This window comes from Streptomyces sp. NPDC046909, from assembly GCF_040644695.1.
Classification (GTDB): Bacteria; Actinomycetota; Actinomycetes; order Streptomycetales; family Streptomycetaceae; genus Streptomyces.
This window is the reverse complement of record NZ_JBEYXC010000002.1, coordinates 784114-809614: the sequence shown is the minus strand read 5'-3', so window position 1 is coordinate 809614 and position 25501 is coordinate 784114. Positions and strand designations below refer to the sequence as shown.

Here is a 25501-nt window from a genome sequence, read left to right as displayed (position 1 = left end):
ATAGTACTGATGTGAGCGAGCGACTGACCTGTGACGTCGTGGTCGTCGGAGCCGGAATGGTGGGCGCGGCCTGCGCCCTGTACGCGGCCCGGGCGGGCCTCCGTGTGATCGTGGTGGACCGTGGCCCGGTGGCCGGCGGTACGACCGGGGCCGGTGAGGGCAACCTCCTCGTCTCCGACAAGGAACCAGGCCCGGAACTGGACCTCGCCCTCCTCTCCGGACGCCTCTGGGCGGACCTCGCCGACGAGTTCGGGGCGGCCGTCGAGTACGAGGCCAAGGGCGGTGTGGTCGTCGCCGCCACTCCGGACGGGCTCGCCGCCCTGGAACGGTTCGCCGACGGACAGCGCGCCGCCGGGGTCGTCGCCGAGACCGTCGTGGGGGAGGAGCTGTACGACCTCGAACCCCACCTGGCACCGGGACTTCCCGGCGCCGTCCGCTACCCCCAGGACTGCCAGGTCATGCCCGCGCTGGCCGCCGCCCACCTGGTCCGCGCCTCGGGGGCGCGGCTGTTCACGGGCCGGACCGTGACGGGCGTACTGCTGACCGAGGTCGGCGCGGTGCGCGGTGTCCGTACGGATCAGGGCGACCTTCACGCTCCGGCGGTCGTCAACGCGGCGGGCACCTGGGGGTCCGAACTGGCCGCGCTCGCGGGCGTACACCTCCCCGTCCTCCCGCGACGCGGCTTCGTCCTGGTCACCGAACCCCTGCCTCGCATGATCCGGCACAAGGTGTACGCCGCCGACTACGTGGCCGACGTGGCCAGTGACTCCGCCGCGCTCCAGACCTCGCCGGTCGTCGAAGGGACGGCGGCGGGGCCGGTGTTGATCGGGGCGAGCCGCGAACGGGTCGGCTTCGACCGGTCGTTCTCGCTGCCGGTGATGCGAGCGCTGGCGGCGGGCGCGACCCGGCTGTTCCCGTTCCTGGCGGACGTCCGGGCCATGCGCGCCTACCTCGGCTTCCGCCCGTACATGCCCGACCACCTCCCCGCGATCGGCCCCGACCCGCGCGTCCCCGGGCTGCACCACGCGTGCGGTCACGAGGGTGCGGGCATCGGACTCGCCACCGGCACAGGCCAGTTGATCGCCCAGGCGCTGACAGAGAAGACGCCCGAGCTGGACCTGGCGCCGTTCCGGCCCGACCGCTTCCCCGCCGCCGAGGAGGAGACCGAGTGAGATCCCCGCTCGAACTGGCCGACGCCCACCCGGACCCGTCCTTCACGGTCACCCTCGACGGCCGTGACATCGAGGCGCTGCCCGGCCAGACGGTCGCCGCCGCGCTCTGGTCGGCCGGTGTGACGTCCTGGCGCTCCACACGCGGCGAGGGCCGTCCGCGCGGCGTCTTCTGCGGCATCGGCGTCTGCTTCGACTGCCTGGTGACCGTCAACAACCGCCCGAATCAACGGGCTTGCCTCGTGCCCCTGCACCCGGGCGACGCGATCCGCACGCAGGAGGGAACGGGCCATGGCGCATGACCAGCCGCATCTCGCGGTGATCGGCGCGGGCCCGGCAGGCCTGGCGGCCGCAATCGCCGCCGCCGCACGGGGAGTTCGGGTCACCCTGATCGACTCCGCCCCGGAGGCCGGCGGCCAGTTCTACCGTCGCCCGTCGCCCGGACTCGGCGCCCGTCGCCCGCAGACCCTGCACCACCAGTGGCGCACATGGGAGCGGCTCGACGACAGTCTGCGTACTCACGTGCAGGCAGGCGCCGTACGTCACTTGACGGATCATCATGTCTGGTTCGTCGAACGGCAGTCGGCCGCCGGTTTCACCGTGCACGCCCTCCTCGGCCCCGAGCAGGAGGAACCGGTAGCCGTACGCGCCGACGCCGTGCTCCTCGCCACCGGCGGCTACGAGAACGTGCTGCCCTTCCCCGGCTGGACCCTCCCCGGAGTCGTCACCGCGGGTGGCGCCCAGGCCATGCTCAAAGGCACCCTCGCCGTCCCCGGACGCACCGCCGTGGTCGCCGGTACCGGGCCCCTGCTGCTCCCCGTCGCGACCGGCCTCGCCGCGGCCGGTGTCGAGGTGGCCGCCCTCGTGGAGTCGGCGGACCCGAAGGCATTCGTACGGCGGTCCCGCGCACTGGCGGCTCAGCCGGGCAAGGTCGCCGAAGGCGCCCAGTACGCGGGGCAGTTGCTCCGGCACCGGGTGCGCACGCTCATGCACCACACGGTCGTCGAGGCGCACGGCACCGAGCAGTTGACGGGCGTGACCGTCGCCGCGCTCGACGCCGACGGGCAGGTCAGGCCCGGCACCGAGCGCCGAATCGCCTGCGACACCCTCGCCGTGGGCCACGGCATGCTCCCGCACACCGACCTCGCCGAGACGCTGGGCTGCGGCCTCGACGGCGCGGCCGTGCACGTCGACGACGAGCAGCGCACCGACGTCCCCGGCGTCTGGGCGGCGGGCGAGACCACCGGCATCGGCGGCGCCGCCCTCTCCCTCGCCGAGGGGCACATCGCGGGCCGGTCGATCGCGGCCCGTCTGCACGGTACGGCACCCGACCCGGGAGAGTGGGCCGCGGCCGCGCGGACCCGTACCCGGCTGCGGGCGTTCTTCGCCGCCCTCGACGGGGTCTACGCGTCGCCCGCGCACTGGACCGAGCAGATCACCGACGAGACCGTCGTCTGCCGCTGCGAGGAGGTCACCGGCGGGGAGATCCGCGAGGCGGTGGCGGAGCTGGGCGCGGGTGACATGCGGACCGTGAAGCTGTTGACGCGGGCCGGGATGGGCTGGTGCCAGGGGCGGGTGTGCGGGCCCGCGGTCGCGGGGCTGGCCGGGTGTGAACTCGCCCCGGGGAGGCGGCCGTTCGCGCGACCGGTACCACTCGGGGTGCTGGCCCGGGCCGGAGAGACCGAACAGTAATATGTCACATCTCGTAGAGAGGGCCTCTTCCATGGCCGCCACCGCACATCGCCCCTGGCACGGTGTCCTCGTCGCCACCGCGCTTCCGCTGAACAGCGACCTCTCCGTCGACTACGCCAGGTACGCCGACCACTGCGCCTGGCTCGTCGAGAACGGCTGCGACGGCGTCGTACCGAACGGGTCCCTCGGCGAGTACCAGGTGCTCACCCCCGAGGAGCGCGCCAAGGTCGTCGAGACCGCTGTCGCCGCGATCGGCGGCGAGCGCGTGATGCCGGGAGTCGCCGCCTACGGCTCCGCCGAGTCCCGGCGCTGGGCCGAGCAGGCGCGGGACGCGGGGTGCGCGTCCGTGATGCTGCTGCCGCCGAACGCCTACCGTGCCGACGAACGCTCGGTGCTCGCGCACTACGCGGCGGTCGCCGAGGCGGGGTTGCCGATCGTCGCCTACAACAACCCCATCGACACCAAGGTCGACCTCGTCCCGGAGCTGCTCGCCAAGCTGCACGCCGAGGGGTGGATCCATGCGGTGAAGGAGTTCTCCGGCGATGTCCGCCGCGCCTATCAGCTGGCCGAACTCGCCCCGGAACTCGACCTGTTGATCGGCGCCGACGACGTCCTGCTGGAGCTCGCGATAGCGGGTGCCAAGGGCTGGGTGGCCGGTTACCCGAACGCGCTGCCCCGCGCGAGCGTCGACCTGTACCGGGCGGCCGTCGGCGGTGACCTCGGCACCGCGCGGAAGCTCTACGAGCAGCTGCACCCGCTCCTGCGCTGGGACTCCAAGGTCGAGTTCGTGCAGGCCATCAAGTTGTCCATGGACATCGTCGGCCGGCACGGGGGACGCTGCCGTCCGCCGCGGCAGCCGCTGCTGCCGGAGCAGGAGGCCGCGGTCCGCTCCGCCACCGAGAAGGCCGTCGCCGCCGGGCTGGCGTGACCGTCGGCCGGAGTGGCCGACGGACCGGCGTACCCGTGAGGAGAGGATCGGATCCATGCGCAGCAAACTCGTCCTGCACGCCGTCGACTCGCACACCGAGGGCATGCCCACCCGGGTGATCACCGGCGGTATCGGCACGATCCCCGGGGCGACCATGGGGGAGCGGCGGCTGTACTTCCGTGAGCACCGCGACCACATCAAGCAGCTCCTGATGAACGAACCCCGTGGTCACTCGGCGATGAGCGGGGCCATCCTCCAGCCGCCCACCCGCCCGGACTGCGACTGGGGTGTCCTGTACATCGAGGTCTCCGGGTATCTGCCGATGTGCGGGCACGGGACCATCGGGGTGGCGACCGTGCTGGTGGAGACCGGGATGGTCGAGGTCGTCGAGCCCGTCACCACGATCCGCCTCGACACCCCGGCCGGCCTCGTCGTCGCCGAGGTGACGGTCGAGAACGGGGCGGCGAAGCATGTCACTCTCCAGAACGTGCCGTCGTTCTCCGTAGGCCTCGACCGCAAGATCACGCTCGCCGACGGGCGGACGGTGACATATGACCTGGCGTACGGCGGCAACTTCTACGCCATCCTGCCGCTGGACGAGTTCGACCTGCCCTTCGACCGCGACCGCAAGGACGACATCCTCGCCGCCGGGCTGTCCCTCATAGAGGCGATCAACGCCGAGGGCGAGCCCGTCCACCCGGAGGACCCGTCCATCCGCGGCTGCCACCACGTCCACCTCATCGCCCCCGGTGCCACCGCCCGGCACTCACGGCACGCGATGGCCATCCACCCCGGCTGGTTCGACCGCTCCCCCTGCGGCACCGGCACCAGCGCCCGCATGGCACAACTCCACGCACGCGGTGAACTCCCCCTCGACACCGAGTTCGTGAACGAGTCCTTCATCGGGACGAGCTTCACCGGCCGCCTCCTCGGCACCACCGAGGTCGCCGGCCGCCCGGCCGTCCTGCCCAGCTTCACCGGGCGGGCCTGGATCACCGGGACCGCGCAGTACCTGCTCGACCCGAGCGATCCGTTCCCGGCCGGGTTCATCCTCTGAGACCGGGATAATGCGCGGTGTCGCGTGACATTGCACCACTAGGAGATGCCCCCCATGGCCGCCCAGCGCAGCACCAGCGCCCCCGCCTCCGCCGCTGCCCCCGCCCCGGCGCTCCCCGTCCTCGGCGGAAAGAAGAGCAGCTACCGGGAACGGGTCGCCGACGCGCTGCGGGCCGCGCTGATCGCCGGTGAACTGCTCCCCGGCGAGGTGTACTCGGCGCCGACGCTCGCCGCCCGCTTCGGCGTCTCGGCGACCCCGGTGCGGGAGGCCATGCTGGACCTGGCGAAGGAGGGCCTCGTCGACACCGTTCCCAACAAGGGATTCCGGGTCACCGCGGTCTCCGACAAGCAACTCGACGAGTACACCCACATTCGGGCGCTCATCGAGATCCCCACGGTGGTGGAGCTCGCCCGGACCGCCGACCCGGTCTCCCTGGAGGCGCTGCGTCCGGCCGCCCGGGAGATCGTCCAGGCCGCGGCGGCGGGCGATCTCGTGGGGTACGTCGAGGCGGACACGCGTTTCCACCTCGGGCTGCTGGCCCTCGCCGGGAACGGGCATCTCGTCGAGGTGGTCGGCGATCTGCGCAAGCGGTCCCGGCTCTACGGGCTGACCGCGCTCGTCGAGGCGGGCCGGCTGCTGGCCTCCGCCGAGGAACACCTTGAGCTCATCGACGCGTTGATCGCGCGGGACGAACAGGCGACGCGTGAGGTGATGACCCGGCATCTGGGACACATCAGGGGGCTGTGGGCAGCGGGCCAGTGAGAACAGAGCGAGACGGCTGCCGTAACCGCTACGCAAGCCGCTTGCAGTTCTTGCGCTATTCTTGCGCGCATGACGCGACGACTTGCCGAGGTTGCCAAGAAGGTCGGGGTCAGTGAGGCCACGGTCAGCCGGGTGCTCAACGGCAAGCCCGGGGTCTCCGAGGCCACCCGGCAGGCGGTGCTGAGCGCCTTGGACGTGCTCGGCTACGAACGGCCCACGCAGCTGCGCGGCGAACGCGCGCGGCTCGTGGGCCTCGTGCTGCCGGAACTGCAGAACCCGATCTTCCCGGCGTTCGCCGAGGTGATCGGCGGGGCGCTCGCGCAGCTGGGGCTCACCCCGGTGCTGTGCACGCAGACCAAGGGCGGCGTCTCCGAGGCGGACTATGTGGCGCTGCTGCTCCAGCAGCAGGTCTCCGGTGTCGTGTTCGCCGGTGGGCTGTACGCCCAGGCCGATGCCCCGCACGATCACTACCGGCTGCTCGCCGACCGGAACATCCCGGTCGTCCTCGTCAACGCGTCCATCGACGACCTCGGCTTCCCCGGGGTGTCCTGCGACGACGCGGTGGCCGTCGAGCAGGCCTGGCGGCATCTCGCCTCGCTGGGGCATGAGCGGATCGGGCTGGTGCTGGGGCCTGACGACCATGTGCCGTCGGCCCGGAAACTCGCCGCCGCCCGGGCCATGGCGGAGATCCCCGACGAGCACGTGGTTCGCGCGATGTTCTCCATCGAGGGCGGTCACGCCGCCGCCTCGCGGCTGATCGACCGGGGGGTCACCGGCATCATCTGCGCCAGCGACCCCCTCGCCCTGGGTGCGATCCGGGCCGCCCGCCGCAAGGGGCTCGACGTCCCCGCGCAGGTCTCGGTCGTCGGTTACGACGACTCGGCGTTCATGAACTGCACCGAGCCCCCGCTGACCACGGTCCGCCAGCCCATCGAGGCCATGGGCCGGGCGGCCGTGGAACTGCTGAACACGCAGATCGGCGGCGGTTCCGTGACCCCCGAGGAGCTGCTCTTCGAGCCCGAGCTGGTGGTCCGGGGGTCCACGGCGCAAGCGCCCCGCCCCTGAGATCCGTCCGGCTGTCGAATAATTACAGATCCTGCGCGACATCTTGCGGAGAGATGTCGCCGGTGCTTGAGTGTGCGGCGCCGCACGGTTGGTCCGTACCACCCGCCGCCGTGCCCTCCTTGCTCCTGCCACGAGGGGTCTTTGATGAGAAGCACCGGGTTCCGCCGCACATTCGTCGCGCTCAGCGCCTGCTCGCTCGTCCTCGCCGTGACCTCCTGCGGGTCCGGCGACGAGGACTCCGCGAGCGGCAAGACCCGTATCACGGTCAACTGCATGCCGCCCAAGAGCGCCAAGGTCGACCGGGCGTTCTTCGAGGAGGACACCGCCGCCTTCGAGAAGCAGAACCCGGACATCGACGTCGTCGCCCACGACGCCTTCCCCTGCCAGGACCCGAAGACCTTCGACGCCAAACTCGCCGGCGGCCAGATGGAGGACGTCTTCTACACGTACTTCACCGACGCCAAGCACGTCGTGGACATCAACCAGGCGGCCGATCTCACGCCGTACGTCAAGGAGTTGAAGAGCTACGACACGATCCAGCAGCAGCTACGGGACGTGTACACGGTCGACGGCAAGGTCTACGGCATACCGCGTACCGGATACTCCATGGGCCTGATCTACCACCGCGCCCTCTTCGAGAAGGCCGGCCTCGACCCGGACCGGCCCCCGGCCACCTGGGACGAACTCCGCACCGCCGCACGGAAGATCGCCGCCCTCGGTGACGGAACCGTCGGCTACGCCGACTACAGCGCCCAGAACCAGGGCGGTTGGCACTTCACCGCCGAGCTGTACTCCCAGGGCGGCGACGTCGTCAGCGCCGACGGCAGAACGGCGACCATCGACACCCCCGAGGGCCGGGCCGTCCTCCAGAACCTGCACGACCTGCGGTGGACCGACGAGGCGATGGGCAGCAAGCAGCTCCTCGTCATCAACGACGTCCAGCAGATGATGGGTTCGGGCAAGCTCGGCATGTATCTCTCCGCGCCCGACAACATCCCGATCCTGGTCAAGGAGAAGGGCGGCGACTACAAGGACCTCGCCCTCGCCCCCATGCCCGGCGGCCAGGGCACGCTCATCGGCGGCGACGGATACATGTTCAACAAGAAGGCGACCCCCGCCCAGATCCGCGCCGGCCTGAAGTGGCTCGACCACATGTTCCTCACCCCCGGCGACGGCTTCCTCGGCGACTACGCCCGCGCCGAGAAGAGCGACGCGCCCGTGGGCCTGCCCGAACCACGGCTGTTCACCGGCGCCGCCGACGCCAAGGACCAGCAGGTCAAGAAGGCCAACGCCAATGTCCCGGTGGAGAATTACCAGGCCTTCCTCGACGGCAACCAGAGCCTCGACATGAAGATCGAGCCGCCGCACGCCCAGCAGATCTACTCCGTCCTCGACGGCGTCGTCTCCGCCGTCCTCACCAAGGAGGACGCCGACATCGACCGGCTCCTGAAGGACGCCTCCGGAAAGATCGACGGCATCCTGGCCCGGAGCTGACCCCGATGACGAAGACGACCCAGCGACGACCGGTCGGGACGATCCCCGTACGACCGGTCCCGGCGCCGCCCCCGGCAGGGGACCGGAGGCGGCGCCGCCTCACCGACCAACTCCGCGCCCACGCCTTCCTGTTCGGGGGCCTGGCCTGCTTCGCCCTGTTCTCCTGGTACCCGGCGCTCCGCGCCATCGTGATCGCCTTCCAGAAGTACACCCCGGGCTCATCACCCGAGTGGGTCGGCACCGCCAACTTCACCCGCGTCTGGCACGACCCGGAGTTCGCGGCGGCCTGGCGCAACACCCTCACCTTCACCGTGCTGGCCCTGCTGATCGGTTTCGCGATCCCGTTCGTACTCGCCCTGGTGCTCAATGAGTTGAGGCACGCCAAGGCGTTCTTCCGAATCGTCGTCTATCTGCCCGTGATGATCCCGCCCGTGGTCAGCGCGCTGTTGTGGAAGTGGTTCTACGACCCCGGCGCCGGCCTCGCCAACGAGGCGCTGCGCTTCCTCCATCTGCCCACCTCGAACTGGTCCAACGGTGCCGACACCGCGCTCGTCTCCCTGGTGATCGTGGCGACTTGGGCCAACATGGGCGGCACCGTCCTGATCTACCTGGCCGCGCTCCAGTCCATCCCCGGTGAGCTGTACGAGGCGGCCGAGCTGGACGGCGCCAACCTTCTCCAGCGCATCGTGCATGTGACGATCCCTCAGACCAGGTTCGTCATCCTGATGCTGATGCTCCTTCAGATCATCGCCACGATGCAGGTGTTCACCGAGCCGTTCGTCATCACGGGCGGCGGCCCCGAGAACGCCACGGTCACCGTTCTCTACCTGATCTACAAATACGCCTTCCTCTACAACGACTTCGGCGGCGCCTGCGCGCTGAGCGTCCTGCTCCTGATCCTGCTGGGCGCCTTCTCCGCCGTATATCTGCGGCTGACCCGGTCCGGAGAGGGGGACCTCTAATGAGCACCCGTACCCTCGTCTCCCCGGCGGCCCTGGCCCGCCCCCGTGGCAAGGCCGCTTACTGGACCGTCTTCACCGGTGTCGTCCTGCTCTTCACGCTCGCCTTCCTCTTCCCCGTCTACTGGATGGTCACCGGCGCGGTGAAGTCCCCCGACGAGGTGGCGCGGACCCCGCCCACCCTCGTGCCCGAGCGGTGGCACCTGGGCGGGTACCGCGACGCCTGGGACCTGATGCAACTGCCCACCCACCTCTGGAACACGGTGGTCCAGGCGGCCGGCGCCTGGGCGTTCCAGCTGGTCCTCTGCGCGGCCGCCGCCTACGCCCTGTCCAAGCTCGACCCGGCCTTCGGCAAGGTGATCCTCGGCGGCATCCTCGCGACCCTCATGGTCCCGGCGCAGGCCCTGGTGGTGCCGAAGTACCTGACCGTGGCCGACTTGGGGCTCCTCAACGACCCCCTCGCGATCTGGCTCCCGGCCGCCGCCAACGCCTTCAACCTCTATCTCCTCAAACGGTTCTTCGACCAGATCCCGCGCGATGTCCTGGAGGCCGCCGAGATCGACGGCGCCGGAAAACTGCGCATCCTGTGGTCGATCGTGCTGCCGATGTCACGGCCGGTCCTCGGCGTGGTGTCGATCTTCGCGCTGGTCGCCGTGTGGCAGGACTTCCTCTGGCCCCTGATGGTCTTTTCCGACACCGGCAAACAGCCCATCAGCGTGGCACTCGTCCAGTTGTCCCAGAACATCCAACTCACCGTGCTCATCGCCGCGATGGTGATCGCCAGCATCCCGATGGTCGCCCTGTTCCTGGTCTTCCAGCGGCACATCATCGCCGGGATCAGCGCGGGCGGCACGAAGGGCTGACAGCGCCCGTACGCCTACCGAAGGGAACCCCCGTGGGACAGCCCACCGAGTGGTGGCGCTCCGCCGTCATCTACCAGGTCTACGTCCGCAGCTTCGCCGACGGCGACGCGGACGGCACCGGCGACCTCGCCGGCGTCCGCGCCAGACTGCCGTATCTCGCCGAACTCGGGGTGGACGCACTCTGGTTCAGCCCCTGGTATCTCTCGCCGATGAAGGACGGCGGCTACGACGTCGCCGACTACCGCGCCATCGACCCGGCCTTCGGCACCCTCGCCGAGGCCGAGAAACTCATCGCGGAGGCACGGGAACTCGGCATCCGCACGATCGTCGACATCGTCCCCAATCACGTCTCCGACCAACACCCCTGGTTCCGCGCCGCCCTGGCCGGCGGACCCGAACGCGCACTGTTCCACTTCCGCGCCGGACGCGGCGAGCACGGTGAACTCCCGCCCAACGACTGGCAGTCCCAGTTCGGCGGCCCCGCCTGGACCCGCGTCGCCGACGGCGACTGGTACCTCCACCTCTTCGCCCCGGAACAGCCCGACCTCAACTGGGCCCATCCGGCGGTGCGTCAGGAGCACGAGGACATCCTGCGCTTCTGGTTCGAGCGAGGCGTGGCGGGGGTGCGGATCGACTCCGCCGCCCTGCCGGCCAAGGACCCGCGGCTGCCGGACTTCGTCGAGGGCCGCGACCCGCATCCGTACGTCGACCGCGATGAACTGCACACCATCTACCGCTCCTGGCGGGCGATCGCCGACGAGTACGACGGGATCTTCGTCGGCGAGGTCTGGCTCCCCGACACCGAACGCTTCGCGCGCTATCTCCGTCCCGACGAACTGCACACCGCCTTCAACTTCTCCTTCATGACCTGCCCCTGGGACGCCCGGCGGCTGCGCGACTCCATCGACGAGACGCTCGCCGAGCACGCCCCCGTCGGCGCCCCCGCCACCTGGGTCCTGTGCAACCACGACGTCACCCGGACGGTGACCCGCTACGGCCGCACCGACACCGGCTTCGACTTCGCCACCAAGGCCTTCGGCATCCCGACCGACCTCGCCCTCGGCACCCGGCGCGCCCGCGCCGCCGCACTGCTGTCGCTGGGGCTGCCCGGGGCGGTGTACGTGTACCAGGGGGAGGAGCTGGGGCTGCCCGAGGCGGAGATTCCCGTCGACCGGATCCAGGATCCGATGCACTTCCGGTCGGGCGGTGTCGATCCGGGGCGCGACGGCTGCCGGGTGCCGCTGCCGTGGGCCGCCGGGGCGCTGTATGCGGGATTCGGTTCACTGGAGACACCGTGGCTACCGCAGCCCGTCGACTGGACATCGTATGCAGTCGACCGTCAGCAGGATGATCCCTCCTCCATGCTCACCCTCTACCGCGAGGCCATCCGCCTGCGCCCCGCACTCGGTGACGGCCCGCTCGTCTGGCTTCCGGCACCCGACGGCGTCCTCGCCTTCACCCGGGGCGCCGACGTGCAGTGTCTGGTGAACCTGGCCGACGCCCCGGTCGCGCTTCCCGCCGACGCCGAACCCATCCTCGCCAGCGGCCCCCTGGACACGGACGGCCGTCTGCCGGGCGACACCGCGGTCTGGCTCCGCGTCTGAGCCCGCCGCACGCACTCTGCTCTCCCTTGCACTCCGCTATCCCCTTGCACCCCCACTCCGAAGGGATCGGCACATGCACAAGCCTGTCAGGCTCATGCCAACCGCCATGGTCGTGGCTCTCTCCGCCGGACTCCTCACCGCCGTCGCCCCCACCGCGCACGCGGCCGCCGGTGCCGCGCTCCCGTTCACCTCCGTCGAGGCGGAGTCGGCCACCACGACCGGCTCGAAGATCGGCCCCGACTACACGCAGGGCACGCTCGCCTCGGAGGCGTCGGGGCGGCAAGCCGTCAGGATCGGATACGGGCAGCGTGTCGAGTTCACCGTGCCGGGCGCGGCCAACGCGGTGAACCTCGCCTACAGCGTCCCGGACGGGCAGTCGGGCTCGCTCGACGTGTACGTCAACGGCCAGAAGCTGGCGAAGACCCTCGCCGTTACCTCCAAGTACTCCTACATCGACACCAGTTGGATCCCCGGCGCCAAGACCCACCACTTCTACGACAACGCCCGCCTGTTGCTCGGCCAGAACCTCCAGGCGGGCGACAAGGTGGCCTTCCAGGCGACCGGTGTCCAAGTCACCGTGGACGTGGCCGACTTCGAGCAGGTCGCCGCGGCCGGGAGCAAGCCGGCCGGGGCCGTGTCGGTCACCGACAAGGGGGCCGATCCGAGCGGGCAGGGCGACTCCACCCAGGCCTTCCGGGACGCGATCGCCGCGGCCCAAGGGGGAGTGGTCTGGATCCCGCCCGGCGACTACCGGCTGACCTCCTCGCTCAGCGGCGTCCAGAGCGTCACGCTCCAGGGCGCAGGCAGCTGGTACTCGGTTGTGCACACCTCCCGGTTCATCGACCAGTCCAGTTCCTCCGGCGGCGTCCGCATCAAGGACTTCGCGGTCATCGGCGAGGTCACCGAGCGCGTCGACTCCAACCCCGACAACTTCGTCAACGGCTCACTGGGCCCGAACTCCAGCGTCTCCGGCATGTGGCTCCAGCACCTAAAGGTGGGCCTCTGGCTGCTGGGCAACAACGACAACCTCGTCGTCGAGAACAACCGCTTCCTCGACATGACGGCCGACGGTCTCAACCTCAACGGCAACGCGCGCGGCGTCCGCGTCCGCAACAACTTCCTGCGCAACCAGGGCGATGACGCGCTCGCCATGTGGTCGCTGTACGCGCCGGACACGAACAGCAGCTTCGAGAACAACACCATCACCCAGCCGAACCTGGCCAACGGCATCGCGATCTACGGCGGTACCGACATCGCCGTGCGGAACAACCTGATCTCCGACACCAACGCCCTCGGCAGCGGTGTCGCGATCTCCAACCAGAAGTTCCTCGACCCGTTCTTCCCGCTGTCCGGCACCATCACCGTCGACGGCAACACCCTCGTGCGCACCGGCGCGATGAACCCCAACTGGAAACATCCGATGGGCGCGTTGCGCGTCGACTCCTACGACAGCGCCATCAACGCGAACGTCAGCATCACCAACACGACCATCACCGACAGCCCTTACAGCGCCTTCGAGTTCGTGTCCGGCGGGGGACAGGGCTATCCGGTCCGCAATGTCACCGTGGACGGCGCGACCGTCCGCAACACGGGGACCGTCGTCGTCCAGGCCGAGGCGCAGGGCGCGGCGGCCTTCCGCAATGTCACGGCGGCTTCGGTCGGCGCGGCCGGCATCTACAACTGCCCCTACCCGGCCAACTCAGGTGCCTTCGCCCTCACCGACGGCGGCGGCAACTCCGGCTGGAGCAGCACCTGGTCGGACTGCTCGACCTGGCCGCAGCCCGGTCAGGGCAACCCGGACCCGGACCCGGCCCGCAATCTCGCCAAGGGGCGTCCGGCCACCGCGACCGGCTCGCAGGACGTCTACACGCCCGGCAAGGCGGTCGACGGGGACGCGAACAGCTACTGGGAGTCCACCAACAACGCCTTCCCGCAGTCCTGGACGGTCGACCTCGGGACGTCCTACGCGGTCCGCCGACTGGTGCTGAAGCTGCCCCCGTCCGCCGCCTGGGGCGCCCGCACCCAGACCGTCACCGTGCTGGGCAGCACCGACGGCTCCACCTATTCGACGGTCGTGGGCGCGACCGGCTACCGCTTCGACCCCGCCACCGGCAACACGGCATCCGTCTCCCTGCCGAGCGGTACGAACCTTCGCTACCTGCGGCTGTCGGTGAGCGCCAACACCGGCTGGCCCGCGGGGCAGTTCAGTGAGGTGGAGGCGTATCCGACTTCGTGACCGCGTCCTGCGGGACCCCGCGCTTCGCCGCCTGGATCTGCTCGTACACATGGGTCCGCAGCTCGGCGAAGCGCGGGGCCACGCGCGTGTGCAACTGGTCGCGCTCGTCCGGGAGATCGACCTTCAGCTGCTCCTGCACCACGGTGGGGGAGGCCGACAGCACGATCACCCGCTCGCCCAGGTACACCGCCTCGTCGATGTCATGGGTGACGAACAGGATTGTGATGCCCCGCTCCCGCCACAGCCGCCGTACGAGGTCCTCCAGATCGGCGCGGGTCTGGGCGTCCACCGCCGCGAACGGCTCGTCCATCAGGAGGACTTCGGGCTCGTACGCCAGCGCGCGGGCGATCGCCACCCGCTGCTGCATACCGCCGGACAGCTGCCAGGGATACGCCCCGGCGGCGTCCGCGAGCCCAACCGACTCCAGGGCGTCGGCGACCAGCTCGCGGCGCCGCTTCTTGTCCAAGTTCTTCTGCTTCAGCGGGAGTTCGACGTTCTCGCCGACCCGCTTCCAGGGGAACAGGCTGCGTCCGTACTCCTGGAACACGAACGCCATCCCGGGCGGCGGGCCGTTCACCTTCTTCCCCGACAGCAGGACTTCGCCGTCGGTCGGTGCGAGGAGGCCGCCCATGCACTTCAGCAGGGTCGTCTTGCCGCAGCCCGACGGGCCCACGAGACAGACGAGTTCGCCCGCCTCGACGGTGAAGGTGAGGTCGCGGACCGCCTCCACACGGCGCCCGGACCCCTCGTAGACCTTCTTCAGGCCGTGTACGTCGAGCATGGACCGCCCTTTCGTGAGCGTCACGGGGACCGCCGGGTCGAGGCCCGCAGACCGTGGTACCAGCCGAGCACCCGTCGCTCCACGAGCTGGAAGACGACGGAGAGCAGGAAGCCGAGCAGACCGAGGACGAGGATCCCGGTCCACATCTCGGGGATCGCGAAACTGCGCTGGAACTGCACGACGGTGAAGCCGAGGCCGTCGCTGGCCGCGAACATCTCGCTGATGACCATGAGGATGATGCCGATCGACAGGGCCTGGCGCAGGCCCGCGAAGATCTGCGGGCTCGCCGAGCGCAGCACCACGTCCTTGAGCCGCGCCAGGCCCGTGATGCCGTACGAGCGGGCCGTCTCCGCCATCACGGAGTCCACCGCGCGGACCCCCTCGACCGTGTTGAGCAGGATCGGCCAGACGCAGCCGCTCGCGATCACGACGATCTTCATGGTGTCGTCGATGCCGGCGAACAGCATGATGACCGGCACGAGGACCGGCGGCGGCACCGCCCGCAGGAACTCCAGGACCGGCTCGCACACCGCCCGCACCCGCCGGTAGGAGCCGATGACCGTGCCGAGCGCGACGCCCACGGCGGCGGCGATCGCGTAACCCGCCAACAGGCGTATCAGGCTGGGCAGTACGTCGTCCTTGAGTCGCTGGCCCGTCCAGACGTCCGGGAAGGTCTTGAGGGTGGTGCGCAAGGGCGGCCAGAACACGTTCGTGCTGCCGTCGGACGCGAACCACCAGCCTGCCAGCAGCAGCAAGGGCAGCGCGAGTACGAAGAAGACCCGCAGCGCAACGCCCTTCAAGCCGCCCTTCACACCGCCACCTCCCCGCGCACCGACTGGTGCCAAGCCAGGGCCCGCCGCTCCACGGTACGCGCGCCCACGTTGATGAGCAGCCCCAGTACACCGGTCACTACGATCAGCGCGTACATGTCGGGGACCGCCTGCGAGTTCTGCGCGACCGCGATCCTGGCGCCCAACCCCGGTGCGCCGATGACGAGTTCGGCGGTGATGGCGAGGATCAGGGCGACGGCCGCGGCCAGCCGGATGCCGGTCATGACGTACGGCAGCGCGGTGGGCCACAGGACATGGCGGACCCGGGCCCAGGTGCCGAGACCGTACGAGCGTGCCGTCTCCTCGGCGACCGGGTCGACGTCCTGGACGCCGTACAGGACCTGGATCAGTACCTGCCAGAACGAGGCGTAGACGACGAGCAGCAGCACCGACTTCAGTTCCGTGCCGTACAGCAGGACCGCGAGCGGGATCAGGGCGACGGACGGGATCGGGCGCAGGAACTCGATCGTGGAGGCCGTCGCCTCGCGCAGATAGGGCACGACGGCGATGGTGACGCCGATGACGATGCCCGCCGTCGACGCGATCGCCAGGCCCACCGCCCAGCCGGTGAGGGTGTCGCCGAGCGCCGACCAGAAGGCGCTGTCGGAGAGTTCGCTGCCGAGGGCGTCGGCGATGCGGGTGGTGGGCGGGAAGTAGGCCTCTTTGACGAGGCCGAGCCGCGGCACCGCCTCGCCGAGGGCGAGGAAGGCCGCGAGCCCGGCCGCACCGAGTGCGAAGTTGAGTCCTTTCACGGCAGCAGCTTGTCCAGGTCGGGCTCGGTCTTGAAGAGGCCGTCCTCCTGGCCGAGCTTCTCCAGCGCGTCGAGGGAGGCCCGGTCCGGTTCGGCCGGCCAGGCCGGGAGGGTCACCTTCGCGAGCACGGCCGCCGGGATCTTGGTGTACGTGGTGACGATCTGGCGGGCCTCGTCCGGGTGGGCGTCCGCGTAGGCGAGGGACTCGGCGGCGGCCTCCTTGAACTTCTTGACCACGTCCGGGTGTTGCTGCTCGTACGAGGTCGAGGTGAAGTACATGGCGACGGTGAGGTTCGGCGCGACGTCGACCAGCGGGGAGGCGATCTCCTTGCCGCCCTGGCTCTTCACCGTGGCCAGCGCCGGCTCCACGACCATCGCCGCGTCGATCTGCCCGCCGTCGAGGGCGGCCGGCATCTGGTCGAAGGCGAGCTCCACGAACTTCACCTTGTCCGGGTCGCCGCCCGCCTTGCGCACCGACTCGCGCACCGCGGTCTCGTTGATGTTCTTCAGGGTGTTGATCGCGACCTTCTTGCCCTCCAGCTGACCGGCCGACTTGATCGAGCTGTCGCCCTTCACGACGAGCGCCCCGAAGTCCTTGCCCTGTACGCCGGTTGAGGCGATGCCGTTGGTGACGACCTTCACCGGCACGCTGTTGGACTGGGCGATCATCAGCGAGGTCGAGTTGGAGAACCCGAACTGGTACTGGCCGCTGGCGACGGCGGGCACGATGGCCGCGCCGCCCTGCGCGAGCGACATCTCCAGTTCCAGGCCGTGCTTCTTGAAGATGCCCTTCGACTGCCCCAGATACAGCGGGGCGACGTCGACGATCGGGATGACACCGACTTTGACCTTGGTGGTGCCGTCGGACGACGACGCCTTGTCCGACGAGCTGGAGTCCCCGGACGAGCCACAGGCCGACACGGTGACCAGGAATGCTCCGGCCGCTAGAGCGGCGAGCAGACGACGCATGGCTCCTCCTGCGCAGACTTCATTGTTCCGACAGGTGTGCGCAGAGCGCACGTTGGTGCACAGCGCGAAAGGTAGAGTTTTTGCTCGCCGCGGTCAATGCCCTCGGCTAACAATATTGTTGACAGTCTGGAGGCGTCGATGCCTGCAGCAGCCCGCGCCCCGCATTTCGTCCGCTCCTTCGAGCGGGGCCTCGCCGTGATCCGCGCGTTCGACGCGGAGCACCCGGAACTGACGCTCAGTGAGGTCGCCCGCACCTGCGGACTGACCCGAGCGGCCGCCCGCCGCTTTCTGCTGACCCTGGTCGATCTCGGATACGTCCACGCCGACGGCCGCGCGTTCCGGCTCACGCCCCGCGTGCTGGAACTCGGCTACTCCTACCTCGCCGGCTTCTCCCTGGCCCAGATCGCCGAGCCGCATCTGGAGCAACTGGTGGACCGTACAAGGGAGTCGTCGTCCCTGTGCGTGCTCGACGGCGACGACATCGTGTACGTGGCACGGGTGCCCGCGCGCCGCATCATGACGGCGGCGATCACGGTCGGGACCCGCTTCCCGGCGTACGTCACATCGGTGGGCCGGGTGATCCTCGCCCATCTGCCGGAGGAGGAGAGGGAGTTGCGCATCTCGCGCATCGAGCTGCGGCCGCTGACCCCGCGCACGATCACCGACGCGGACCTGCTGCGGGCCGAGCTGGAGAAGGTGCGGGCGCGCGGATACGCCGTCGTGGACCAGGAGTTGGAGGAGGGGCTGCGCTCGCTCGCCGCCCCGGTGCGGGACCGGGGCGGCGAGGTGGTGGCGGCGGTGAACATCCCGGTGCACGCCAGCCGCAACACCCTGGCGTCGGTGCGGCGCGATCTGCTGCCGCATCTGCTGGACACGGTCGCCGGGATCGAACGGGACCTGCGGATGGCTACAGGTCGAGGACGAGCCGCTTCCCCCGACACCGGGACACACAGATCATCATCGTCTCCCCGGCCGCCCGCTCCTCGTCCGTGAGCACCGAGTCCCGGTGGTCCGGGGTGCCTTCGAGGACATCCGTCTCGCAGGTCCCGCAGGTGCCCTCGGTGCACGAGAACAGCACCTCGACGCCGGCGCCGCGCACCGCGTCCAGCACGGAGACGTCCGCCGGCACGGTCACCGTCGTACCGCTCTGCGCCAGCTCGACCTCGAACGCGCTGTTCTCGCCGGTCTCCTGCTCCTTCGGCGTGAACCGCTCCATGTGCAGCACACCCGGCGCCGGGCAGCGCGCCTCCACCGCGTCCAGCAGCGGCCCGGGGCCGCAGCAGTAGACGAGCGTGCCCTCGGGAACGTCGTCCAGCACCGACGCCAGGTCGAGCAGCCCGGTCTCGTCCTGCGGAGCGACGGTGACGCGGTCGCCGTACCGGCTCAACTCCTCCGTGAAGGCGATGGAGTCGCGAGTCCGCCCGCCGTAGAGCAAGGTCCACTCCGCGCCCTGTGCCTCGGCCGCCGCGAGCATCGGCAGGATCGGGGTGATGCCGATGCCGCCCGCGATGAACCGGTAGCGGGGCGCGGACCTGAGGGCGAAGTGGTTGCGCGGCCCGCGCACCCGGACCTTGTCGCCCTGCCCCAACTGCTCGTGCACATGGGCGGATCCGCCGCGCCCGTCCGGTTCGCGCAGCACGGCGATCCGCCAGGCGGCGCGGTCGGCCGGGTCGCCGCACAGCGAGTACTGGCGCTCCAGGCCGGGACCGAGCACGACGTCGATGTGGGCGCCGGGCTCCCAGGCCGGAAGCGGTTCGCCGACGGGGTGGCGCAGGGTGAGGGCGAGCACCCCGTCGGCGGCGAACTCCCGCTGACCGACGACGAGTTCGGCCTCGTACACCTCACTGCTCATGAACTGTTTCCTCGCGGCTCGTGTCCCTGCGGGTGGGCGAGCATCCACTCCCACATCTCGATCGGGTCCTGCGAGGTGTGCTCGCGGCCGCAGTGACAGGTGCCGTGCAGCACATCCGTGCCGGGCAGCCAGTCGATGCGGTAGATCTCGCCGGTCGGGGTGTTGCTCACAGCACCTTCTCCACGGGCTTGTCGCCCTCCTCGACCAGCCGGGCGAGGATACGGCGGGCGGCCAGACCGCCGGTGTCGATGTTGATGCTCAGCTCCTGGTACCCCGTCCGCTCGGTACCGAGCGTCCGCTGGAGCAGGTTGAGCGCGTCCACGTCCTGCATGACCACGGTGTGGTTGTTCTTCCGCAGGAACCCGGTGACCTCGTCGTCCTCGGTCGCCCAGTCCCGCGAGACCATCCAGAAGTCGTACACCTTCCCGTCGGAGGACGGCGTGATCGCGTACGTCACCTCGGTGTGGAAGCCGCCTGGGTCACTGCCGTCCGCCTCGGGCACCACCCCGACGGGGGCGACCCGGCTGTGCAGCAGGTAGAGGCAGGGCGCGTGGTACTCGATGTCCTGCCAGCGGGTGATCCGCCCCTCGATCCCGGTCGACTTGGCGTAGAACGGCGGGCACTCGGCGTCGTCCATGTGCCGGCTGACCCGTACGATCCCCGCGCCCTCGTCGACCTCGGTCGTGATCGGCGTCTCCGCGACCTCGGGGGTGCCTATGTATCCGCCGTGCAGATACGTCTCGTGGGACAGGTCGAGCAGGTTGTCGACGAGCAGCCCGTAGTCGGCGTCGATGGGCTCCATCCCGCGTACGGTCGTCCAGCCGGGGGAGTCCAGGTGCCGGGCCCGCGGGATGGTGCCGGCGTCGGCGAGGGCCGGGTCGCCGATCCACACCCAGATCAGGGAGTCCTGCTCGACGATCGGGTACGAGGCGACCCGGGCCGTCCGCGGTACGCGTTTCTGTCCCGGCACATACACACACGTGCCCGTCGTGTCGTACGTGAACCCGTGGTACCCGCACACGATCCGGTCACCGTCGAGCCGGCTCGGCTTCTCGTGCAGCGGGAACCGCCGGTGCACACAGCGGTCGGCCAGCGCGACGGGCGTCCCGTCCTCCTCCGTCCGGTAGAAGACGAGCGGTTCCCCGAGGATGGTCCGCCCGAGCAGCTCCTCGCGCCCGACCTCATGGCTGTAGGCGGCGACGTACCACTGATTTTTGGCGAATGCGGTGGTGTGCGGCATCGTTGCGGCTCCCGTCTGTCTGCTGTGCTGGCATCGTCCGGAAGGGCGCCGCCGCACCGCAACACCGCTTCCGCCTCACGGAAGGGGATCGGCGAAAGGCCTGTTGAGAGGGGGCCGAATCCGAGCCGAATGCCTCCGGGCCGAATGCTGTGCGCCCCGGAGCAGGGGACGGGTCATTCGACCGCCGCGCCCCCCGACAGCCGGACCTCCTCGCTGTCGAGAGCGGCCTGCAGGCGGCGCAGTACGGTGTCGTCGATCCGGCGTTCGTCGCGGAGCCGGACGACGGTGGCGCGCTTGTCGGCGATGAGGGCCAGGCGCAGGGCCAGGTAGTCCTGGTGCTGGACGACGGCCGGGTCGTCGTGGGCGCCCGCGCTTCTGGCCCGGACCGACGCGAGGGTGGCCTCGTACTCCTGACGGAGCCATTCGACGATCTTCGGATCGGTGCGCAGCTCGGCGGCCAGCCGGGGCATCGCCTTGATCGCCTCCTCGACGGCGGTGGTCTCGGCGAGGTCGTGCTCCTCGTCGACAGAGGTGTCGGGCGGGAGCTTCGCCCAGCGCGCCGCCACCGGCAGCAGCAGTCCCTGCGCCACGAGCGTCACGAGGATGACGCCCGAGGTGACGAAGACGATGAAGCTGCGGTCGGGGAACGCCTCGCCCGAGTCGAGGGTCTGCGGCACCGACAGCACCATCGCGAGGGAGACCGCGCCCCGGAACCCGGCCAGGCCGTTGACGACGCGGGTGCGATGGCCGACCCGGAGCGTGCGCTGGCGGGGGCTGCGGTCGAGGGCGCGGATCAGGTACGTGGAGGCGTAGAGGAACGCGAGGCGTACGGCTACGAGGACCACGCAGATGACGCCCACCGCGATGAGTGCGTCCCGGAGGTCGGCGCGGCCCAGGTCGCGGACCGCGTACTGGAGTTCCACCCCGACCAGGACGAACAGCGCCCCGTTGATGAGGAAGGTGGCCAGCGGCCAGAACGCCAGTGCCTGGGTGCGGTGCCCGGCCGGGATGATCCTCGGGGCGACCTGGGACATGATCAGACCGCTCACGACCACCGCGAGGACGCCGGACGCCTCGATCAGCTCGGCGAGCAGATACGCCGTGAAGGGCGCGAGGATCATCACGAGGTTGCCGAGCAGGGGGTCGGTCAGGCGGCGGCGCAGGTTCATGTTGACCCACGCGACCGCGACACCTACGGCCGCGCCACCGCCGTAGGCGAGCAGGAAGAGTCCGCCGACGTGCGGGACGCTCAGGTGCTCCTCGCCGACCGTGATGCCGACGGCGAGACCGTAGACGACCAGGGCCGTGCCGTCGTTGACCAGGCTCTCCGCGCGCAGGATGGTGACCTGGCGGCGCGGCAGGGCGCGGGCCAGGACGCCGACCGCCGTCGCGTCGGTGGGCGCCAGGGCCGCGCCGAGCACCCACGCCGGGCCCCACGGCAGCCCGAGGGCGTGCCCGGTCGCGGCGACGGCCCAGGCCGTGAGGATCACCAGGACGGTGCTCAACTGCACGATGCCGCGCAGGTTGGTGCGGATCTCCCGGAGGGACGTGGTCAGGCTCTCCCAGTACAGCAGCACCGGAAGGAAGAGCAACAGCACGACCTCCGGGGGCAGTTGGGCGTTCCGGACCGCCGGCACGAACCCCAGCAGCACCCCCGTCACCAGCAGGACGACGGGCGGGGCGATGCCGAAGCGCTGTCCGACGACATTGCCCACGAGGACGGCCACGCCGAGGACCACGACGAGTTCCAGACCGAGCACAGTGGTTGTCTCCTGTGGTTCAGCGCGCGAATGAAGGGAATTCCCTGAAAGGGCCGTACCCAGGATAATTCCACCCCGGGTGTGAGGTATCCAGGGACAAAACCCTCCTACCCAGCCGAGTGGCGGGCGACCGCGAACTGAGGAAATTCGTGATTCCGGGACGCCGGGAATCCTTGAATGGGATTGCTGATTCCCAGGGACAAATCCTTCCTACCTTTGTCGATGAATTCCGTGCCATGCTGCAGGAGCAGGATTCACAGGAACCTTTTCCAGGAGCGATTTCCCTATGTCCGCCACCTCCCGGCCCACCGTCGCCATCGCTTTCCATTCCGGTTACGGCCACACCGCCGTCATAGCCGAGGCCGTGGCACGCGGCGCCGCCGAAGCCGGTGCCGAGGTGATCTCGATCCCCGTGGACACGATCACCGACGAGCAGTGGGCGCAGCTGGACGGCGCCGACGCGATCATCTTCGGTGCCCCCACCTACATGGGCACCGCGTCCGCCGCCTTCCACTCCTTCGCCGAGGCCAGCAGCAAGCGCTGGTTCACCCAGAGCTGGGTCGACAAGATCGCCGCCGGTTTCACCAACTCCGGTGCCAAGAACGGCGACAAGTCCTCGACCCTGGGCTACTTCTTCACGATGGCCGCCCAGCACGGCATGCACTGGGTCAGCCTCGGCGTGCAGCCGGGCTGGGCCTCCACCCAGGGCAGCGAGGACGACATCAACCGTCTGGGCTACTTCGTCGGCGCGGGCGCGCAGACCCCGACCGACGCCGGTCCGGAGGCGGTCCACACGTCCGACATCGCCACCGCCGAGGGACTCGGAGCCCGGGTCGCGCGGCAGACCGCGTTCTTCCGCGCGGGCCGCGCCGCGCTCGCCGCCTGAGCCTCCTGCGCTTGAGCGCTGCATCTCACCCACAGTAAGGAGCACCGTCATGTCCGATTCCCCGAACCTCGCCCTCGGCTTCCCCTACGGCGGTGTCTACAAGACCTGGGCCGGCGCCGGCGGCGATTCCTTCGGCCGCCTGGCGCCCCGCTTCACCTCTTTCGGCGCGGTCGCCGAGGAGTTCTACGACGCCGACGGCGACCACGTCTTCGTACGCGGCCACTGCCACGCGGTGTCCAAGTCCGGCGCGGAGTCGGACGCCCGCTTCATCCACCTGTGGACGGTGAGCGGCGGCAAGCTCACCCACCTCGTGCAGGCCGCCGACAGCCACGTCGTCCAGCTGGCCGCGAACAACTGACCCCCCTCAGGGAGAACACCATGGCGAAGATCCTCTTCCTCATCACCGCCGCCGACCACTGGACCCTGGCCGACGGGTTCGAGCAGCCGGCCGGCTTCTGGGCCGAGGAGGCCATCGGCCCGTACGGCGTCTTCAAGGAGGCCGGCCACGAGATCGCCGCGGCCACCCCGGGCGGCGTCCCGCCCACCGCCGACGCGCTCAGCCTCACCCCGGACTTCAACGGCGGCGAGGAGGGTGCCGAGAGGATGCGGACCGCGCTGAAGGAGGCCACCGAACTGGCGGACCCGATCCGCATCGAGGACGTCGACATCGACGACTACGACGCGGTGTTCGTGCCCGGCGGCTGGGGTCCGATGGAGGATCTCTCCGACGACCCGGCGGCCGGAAAGCTGCTCGGCGACTGGCTCGCCTCCGGCAAGATCGTCTCGCTGGTCTGCCACGGCCCCGCCGTACTCCTGTCCACCGTGGACACCGACGGCAAGTCCCCGTTCTCCGGCTACCGCCTCACCGGCCTGTCCAACGCCGAGGAGATCCAGAACGGCCTCGCCGACCGCGCGAAGTGGCTGCTCCAGGACCGTCTCGTCGCCGACGTCGGCGCGGACTACCGCAAGGGCGAGGAGAACTTCGCGCCCCACCTGGAGCTGGACCGCACCCTCATCACCGGCCAGAACCCGGCCTCGGCCGTCCCGCTCGCCCGGGAAGTCGTCAAGGCACTGGGCTGACACCCCACCCCACACCCTCACTCACAGAACGAGGTAACACCCATGGACAGCAACGCCACCCTCCCCAGCGTCGGCCAGACCTGGCTCGCGGACCTCGGTCCCGACACTCCGCTCGGCCACTTCACGGTCGAGATCACCTTCGACTCGGCGACCCAGGTCAGCTTCGAGGTGACGGGCGGTGCCATCGCGGGCCGCAAGCAGACGATGGAGTACACCACCACCCAGCTCCGCGACGGCCTGTTCATCGTCCGCTGGACCGAGCCCGACGCCGGTGACCACGTCACCCACATCGAGGACTACACCGAGGGCACCTGCATGGCCAGCTCGGTCATCGGCGGCGAGTTCGTCCAGCTCCACGGGAAGTGGAGCCGCGTCCGCTGAATCGGCGGCGCGACTGTACCGGCGGCGCGACCGTGCACTTCCAGGGACAGAACTCTCCCCCTGACAACCCGGCCCCGCGATGCCAAGGTGAGGTCATGAACCGCGATCCTCACCGCCATGATCTGGGGGAATTCCTGAAGGCGCGGCGCGCCGAACTGAACCCGGCCGCCGTCGGACTGCCCGACGGCGGCCAGCGGCGCGTCGCGGGTCTGCGCCGAGAGGAGGTCGCCGTACTGGCGGCCATCAGCACCGACTACTACGCCCGCCTGGAACAGGGCCGTATCCAGCCCTCGCCGTCCGTCCTGGAGTCCCTGGCCCGGGTGCTGAACCTGGACGAGGACCAGCGCGCCTACCTGTACGAGCTCGCGGCCAAGGAGGAGTTCCGGCCGCCCCGGCGCCGACCCCGCCCCAAGGTGCAGACGCAGCTCCAGCGCATGATCGACGACATGGCGCACACCCCCGCCTTCGTGATCGGGCCGCGCACCGAGATCGTCGCCTGGAACACCATGGGCGCCGCCCTGGTCACCGACTTCGGGAAGATCCCCGAGAAGCAGCGCTACTACATAAGGCTGCTCATCACCGACCCCACGATGCGCGAGCTCTACGCGGACTGGGAGGGCGTCACCCGGCTCGCCATCGCCCAGCTGCGGATGCACAACACCAACAACCCCGGGGACGCTCAACTCGCCGCTCTGGTCGGTGAACTCTCCGTCCGCGACGACCAGTTCCGCCAGTGGTGGGGCGCCCACAACGTCGCCGTCCGCGACACCGGCACCAAGCATCTGCGCCACCCCGTCGTCGGCGACCTCCACCTCGACTGGAACGCCGTCACCTGGGCCGCCGACACCGACCTCCAGATCATCGTCTGGACCGCCGAAGCCGGCACCCCCACCCACGACAGCCTGCGCATGCTGGCCTCCTGGGCGGCGGACCCCAGCCACGAGGCCCGGAGCAGCAGCTCCGCCTGACCGCCCGTGGATATTCCCTTCAGAGGGGGGAGCCTTTCCTCCTACGCGCCCCGCGCCCAGGAGAAGGCTCTCCCCTTTTTCCCGTACGGCCCTCCTGGCACGCTCGTCACGAGCCCGACCGCGCACCCGCAGCCACCCCCGGTCGCCTCCTTCTCCTCCCTCTCCTTCTTCTCC

26 protein-coding genes are annotated in these 25501 nt (G+C 70.0%); 18 read left to right on the top strand and 8 right to left on the bottom strand.

Features of this window, described 5'->3' with window-relative positions; translation table 11 throughout:
* Positions 1 to 11 precede the first annotated feature (11 nt).
* From ABZ928_RS07920 to ABZ928_RS07865, 12 genes are all read left to right on the top strand, one after another.
* Positions 12 to 1172 carry an FAD-binding oxidoreductase gene (locus ABZ928_RS07920; protein ID WP_361515882.1) on the top strand — a complete coding sequence of 387 codons (1161 nt, stop codon included), beginning with the start codon at positions 12 to 14 and terminating at the stop codon, positions 1170 to 1172.
* Entirely contained in the window at positions 1169 to 1471 is a 303-nt protein-coding gene (locus tag ABZ928_RS07915; protein ID WP_361515880.1) for a (2Fe-2S)-binding protein, read from the top strand. The genes ABZ928_RS07920 and ABZ928_RS07915 overlap by 4 nt, the downstream gene beginning before the upstream one ends.
* A complete protein-coding gene (locus ABZ928_RS07910; RefSeq protein ID WP_361515878.1) occupies positions 1461 to 2861 on the top strand; it encodes an NAD(P)/FAD-dependent oxidoreductase in 1401 nt (466 codons plus the stop codon). The genes ABZ928_RS07915 and ABZ928_RS07910 overlap by 11 nt, the downstream gene beginning before the upstream one ends.
* 31 nt (positions 2862 to 2892) lie before the next feature.
* Positions 2893 to 3789, top strand: coding sequence for a dihydrodipicolinate synthase family protein (locus ABZ928_RS07905; protein WP_361515876.1), 897 nt, complete (start codon positions 2893 to 2895; stop codon positions 3787 to 3789).
* 55 nt (positions 3790 to 3844) lie between these two features.
* The gene (locus ABZ928_RS07900; RefSeq protein ID WP_361515874.1) at positions 3845 to 4846 is read left to right on the top strand and encodes a proline racemase family protein; all 1002 of its coding nucleotides are present in this window, start codon (positions 3845 to 3847) and stop codon (positions 4844 to 4846) included.
* A 54-nt stretch (positions 4847 to 4900) separates the two neighbouring features.
* On the top strand, positions 4901 to 5608 hold the full coding sequence (locus tag ABZ928_RS07895; protein ID WP_361515872.1) for a GntR family transcriptional regulator: 708 nt from the start codon (positions 4901 to 4903) through the stop codon (positions 5606 to 5608).
* Between the two features lie 69 nt (positions 5609 to 5677).
* Positions 5678 to 6673, top strand: a complete 996-nt coding sequence (locus tag ABZ928_RS07890) for a LacI family DNA-binding transcriptional regulator (protein WP_361515870.1) — start codon at positions 5678 to 5680, stop codon at positions 6671 to 6673.
* Between the two features lie 144 nt (positions 6674 to 6817).
* Entirely contained in the window at positions 6818 to 8167 is a 1350-nt protein-coding gene (locus ABZ928_RS07885; protein WP_361515868.1) for an extracellular solute-binding protein, read from the top strand.
* Between the two features lie 5 nt (positions 8168 to 8172).
* A complete protein-coding gene (locus ABZ928_RS07880) occupies positions 8173 to 9129 on the top strand; it encodes a sugar ABC transporter permease (RefSeq protein WP_361515866.1) in 957 nt (318 codons plus the stop codon).
* Positions 9129 to 9989 carry a carbohydrate ABC transporter permease gene (locus ABZ928_RS07875; RefSeq protein WP_361515864.1) on the top strand — a complete coding sequence of 287 codons (861 nt, stop codon included), beginning with the start codon at positions 9129 to 9131 and terminating at the stop codon, positions 9987 to 9989. The genes ABZ928_RS07880 and ABZ928_RS07875 overlap by 1 nt, the downstream gene beginning before the upstream one ends.
* A 32-nt stretch (positions 9990 to 10021) precedes the next feature.
* Positions 10022 to 11593: a glycoside hydrolase family 13 protein gene (locus tag ABZ928_RS07870; protein ID WP_361515862.1), complete on the top strand. Its 1572-nt coding sequence runs from the start codon at positions 10022 to 10024 to the stop codon at positions 11591 to 11593.
* A gap of 73 nt (positions 11594 to 11666) precedes the next feature.
* On the top strand, positions 11667 to 13829 hold the full coding sequence (locus tag ABZ928_RS07865) for a discoidin domain-containing protein (RefSeq protein WP_361515860.1): 2163 nt from the start codon (positions 11667 to 11669) through the stop codon (positions 13827 to 13829).
* Here ABZ928_RS07865 and ABZ928_RS07860 read toward each other — a convergent pair.
* From ABZ928_RS07860 to ABZ928_RS07845, 4 genes are read right to left on the bottom strand one after another with little or no spacing between them, the layout of a single operon-like run.
* The gene (locus ABZ928_RS07860; RefSeq protein WP_361515858.1) at positions 13798 to 14610 is read right to left on the bottom strand and encodes an ABC transporter ATP-binding protein; all 813 of its coding nucleotides are present in this window, start codon (positions 14608 to 14610) and stop codon (positions 13798 to 13800) included. The genes ABZ928_RS07865 and ABZ928_RS07860 overlap by 32 nt on opposite strands.
* Before the next feature lie 20 nt (positions 14611 to 14630).
* Positions 14631 to 15410, bottom strand: coding sequence for an ABC transporter permease subunit (locus tag ABZ928_RS07855; protein WP_361516158.1), 780 nt, complete (start codon positions 15408 to 15410; stop codon positions 14631 to 14633).
* Positions 15411 to 15418: 8 nt separating this feature from the next.
* The gene (locus tag ABZ928_RS07850) at positions 15419 to 16192 is read right to left on the bottom strand and encodes an ABC transporter permease (RefSeq protein WP_361515856.1); all 774 of its coding nucleotides are present in this window, start codon (positions 16190 to 16192) and stop codon (positions 15419 to 15421) included.
* On the bottom strand, positions 16189 to 17160 hold the full coding sequence (locus ABZ928_RS07845; RefSeq protein ID WP_361515855.1) for an ABC transporter substrate-binding protein: 972 nt from the start codon (positions 17158 to 17160) through the stop codon (positions 16189 to 16191). The genes ABZ928_RS07850 and ABZ928_RS07845 overlap by 4 nt, the downstream gene beginning before the upstream one ends.
* Positions 17161 to 17298: 138 nt before the next feature.
* Here ABZ928_RS07845 and ABZ928_RS07840 point away from each other — a divergent pair, with 138 nt between their 5' ends.
* Positions 17299 to 18153: an IclR family transcriptional regulator C-terminal domain-containing protein gene (locus ABZ928_RS07840; protein ID WP_361515853.1), complete on the top strand. Its 855-nt coding sequence runs from the start codon at positions 17299 to 17301 to the stop codon at positions 18151 to 18153.
* On the opposite strand, the gene ABZ928_RS07835 is transcribed toward ABZ928_RS07840, so the two are convergent.
* From ABZ928_RS07835 to ABZ928_RS07820, 4 genes are all read right to left on the bottom strand, one after another.
* Positions 18068 to 19012, bottom strand: a complete 945-nt coding sequence (locus tag ABZ928_RS07835) for a PDR/VanB family oxidoreductase (RefSeq protein ID WP_361515851.1) — start codon at positions 19010 to 19012, stop codon at positions 18068 to 18070. The genes ABZ928_RS07840 and ABZ928_RS07835 overlap by 86 nt on opposite strands.
* Positions 19009 to 19182, bottom strand: coding sequence for a hypothetical protein (locus ABZ928_RS07830; protein ID WP_361515849.1), 174 nt, complete (start codon positions 19180 to 19182; stop codon positions 19009 to 19011). Before ABZ928_RS07830 ends, ABZ928_RS07835 begins: the two co-directional genes overlap by 4 nt.
* Positions 19179 to 20252: an aromatic ring-hydroxylating dioxygenase subunit alpha gene (locus ABZ928_RS07825; RefSeq protein WP_361515847.1), complete on the bottom strand. Its 1074-nt coding sequence runs from the start codon at positions 20250 to 20252 to the stop codon at positions 19179 to 19181. Before ABZ928_RS07825 ends, ABZ928_RS07830 begins: the two co-directional genes overlap by 4 nt.
* A gap of 173 nt (positions 20253 to 20425) precedes the next feature.
* Entirely contained in the window at positions 20426 to 22012 is a 1587-nt protein-coding gene (locus tag ABZ928_RS07820) for a Na+/H+ antiporter (RefSeq protein WP_361515845.1), read from the bottom strand.
* A gap of 286 nt (positions 22013 to 22298) precedes the next feature.
* Between ABZ928_RS07820 and ABZ928_RS07815 the strand changes: the two genes are divergently transcribed.
* From ABZ928_RS07815 to ABZ928_RS07795, 5 genes are all read left to right on the top strand, one after another.
* Complete coding sequence (locus tag ABZ928_RS07815) at positions 22299 to 22898, top strand: flavodoxin family protein (protein WP_361515843.1); 600 nt, start codon at positions 22299 to 22301, stop codon at positions 22896 to 22898.
* 49 nt (positions 22899 to 22947) lie between these two features.
* On the top strand, positions 22948 to 23256 hold the full coding sequence (locus tag ABZ928_RS07810; protein WP_361515841.1) for a hypothetical protein: 309 nt from the start codon (positions 22948 to 22950) through the stop codon (positions 23254 to 23256).
* Positions 23257 to 23276: 20 nt separating this feature from the next.
* Positions 23277 to 23978: a type 1 glutamine amidotransferase domain-containing protein gene (locus tag ABZ928_RS07805; RefSeq protein ID WP_361515839.1), complete on the top strand. Its 702-nt coding sequence runs from the start codon at positions 23277 to 23279 to the stop codon at positions 23976 to 23978.
* Positions 23979 to 24020: 42 nt separating this feature from the next.
* Positions 24021 to 24359, top strand: a complete 339-nt coding sequence (locus tag ABZ928_RS07800; protein ID WP_361515837.1) for a hypothetical protein — start codon at positions 24021 to 24023, stop codon at positions 24357 to 24359.
* 95 nt (positions 24360 to 24454) lie between these two features.
* Positions 24455 to 25327 (top strand): helix-turn-helix transcriptional regulator, encoded by an 873-nt coding sequence (locus ABZ928_RS07795; RefSeq protein WP_361515835.1) that lies wholly within the window; start codon positions 24455 to 24457, stop codon positions 25325 to 25327.
* Positions 25328 to 25501: the final 174 nt, after the last annotated feature.

Excerpts from the sequence above, each read along its gene's own strand:
- ABZ928_RS07810 (WP_361515841.1), top strand. The coding sequence starts at position 22,948 with ATGTCCGATTCCCCGAACCTCGCCCTCGGCTTCCCCTACGGCGGTGTC.
- ABZ928_RS07905 (WP_361515876.1), top strand. The coding sequence starts at position 2,893 with ATGGCCGCCACCGCACATCGCCCCTGGCACGGTGTCCTCGTCGCCACC.
- ABZ928_RS07890 (WP_361515870.1), top strand. The coding sequence starts at position 5,678 with ATGACGCGACGACTTGCCGAGGTTGCCAAGAAGGTCGGGGTCAGTGAG.
- ABZ928_RS07840 (WP_361515853.1), top strand. The coding sequence starts at position 17,299 with ATGCCTGCAGCAGCCCGCGCCCCGCATTTCGTCCGCTCCTTCGAGCGG.
- ABZ928_RS07900 (WP_361515874.1), top strand. The coding sequence starts at position 3,845 with ATGCGCAGCAAACTCGTCCTGCACGCCGTCGACTCGCACACCGAGGGC.
- ABZ928_RS07910 (WP_361515878.1), top strand. The coding sequence starts at position 1,461 with ATGGCGCATGACCAGCCGCATCTCGCGGTGATCGGCGCGGGCCCGGCA.
- ABZ928_RS07800 (WP_361515837.1), top strand. The coding sequence starts at position 24,021 with ATGGACAGCAACGCCACCCTCCCCAGCGTCGGCCAGACCTGGCTCGCG.
- ABZ928_RS07815 (WP_361515843.1), top strand. The coding sequence starts at position 22,299 with ATGTCCGCCACCTCCCGGCCCACCGTCGCCATCGCTTTCCATTCCGGT.
- ABZ928_RS07825 (WP_361515847.1), bottom strand. The coding sequence starts at position 20,252 with ATGCCGCACACCACCGCATTCGCCAAAAATCAGTGGTACGTCGCCGCC.
- ABZ928_RS07845 (WP_361515855.1), bottom strand. The coding sequence starts at position 17,160 with ATGCGTCGTCTGCTCGCCGCTCTAGCGGCCGGAGCATTCCTGGTCACC.
- ABZ928_RS07805 (WP_361515839.1), top strand. The coding sequence starts at position 23,277 with ATGGCGAAGATCCTCTTCCTCATCACCGCCGCCGACCACTGGACCCTG.
- ABZ928_RS07895 (WP_361515872.1), top strand. The coding sequence starts at position 4,901 with ATGGCCGCCCAGCGCAGCACCAGCGCCCCCGCCTCCGCCGCTGCCCCC.
- ABZ928_RS07875 (WP_361515864.1), top strand. The coding sequence starts at position 9,129 with ATGAGCACCCGTACCCTCGTCTCCCCGGCGGCCCTGGCCCGCCCCCGT.
- ABZ928_RS07795 (WP_361515835.1), top strand. The coding sequence starts at position 24,455 with ATGAACCGCGATCCTCACCGCCATGATCTGGGGGAATTCCTGAAGGCG.
- ABZ928_RS07860 (WP_361515858.1), bottom strand. The coding sequence starts at position 14,610 with ATGCTCGACGTACACGGCCTGAAGAAGGTCTACGAGGGGTCCGGGCGC.
- ABZ928_RS07835 (WP_361515851.1), bottom strand. The coding sequence starts at position 19,012 with ATGAGCAGTGAGGTGTACGAGGCCGAACTCGTCGTCGGTCAGCGGGAG.
- ABZ928_RS07885 (WP_361515868.1), top strand. The coding sequence starts at position 6,818 with ATGAGAAGCACCGGGTTCCGCCGCACATTCGTCGCGCTCAGCGCCTGC.
- ABZ928_RS07880 (WP_361515866.1), top strand. The coding sequence starts at position 8,173 with ATGACGAAGACGACCCAGCGACGACCGGTCGGGACGATCCCCGTACGA.
- ABZ928_RS07865 (WP_361515860.1), top strand. The coding sequence starts at position 11,667 with ATGCACAAGCCTGTCAGGCTCATGCCAACCGCCATGGTCGTGGCTCTC.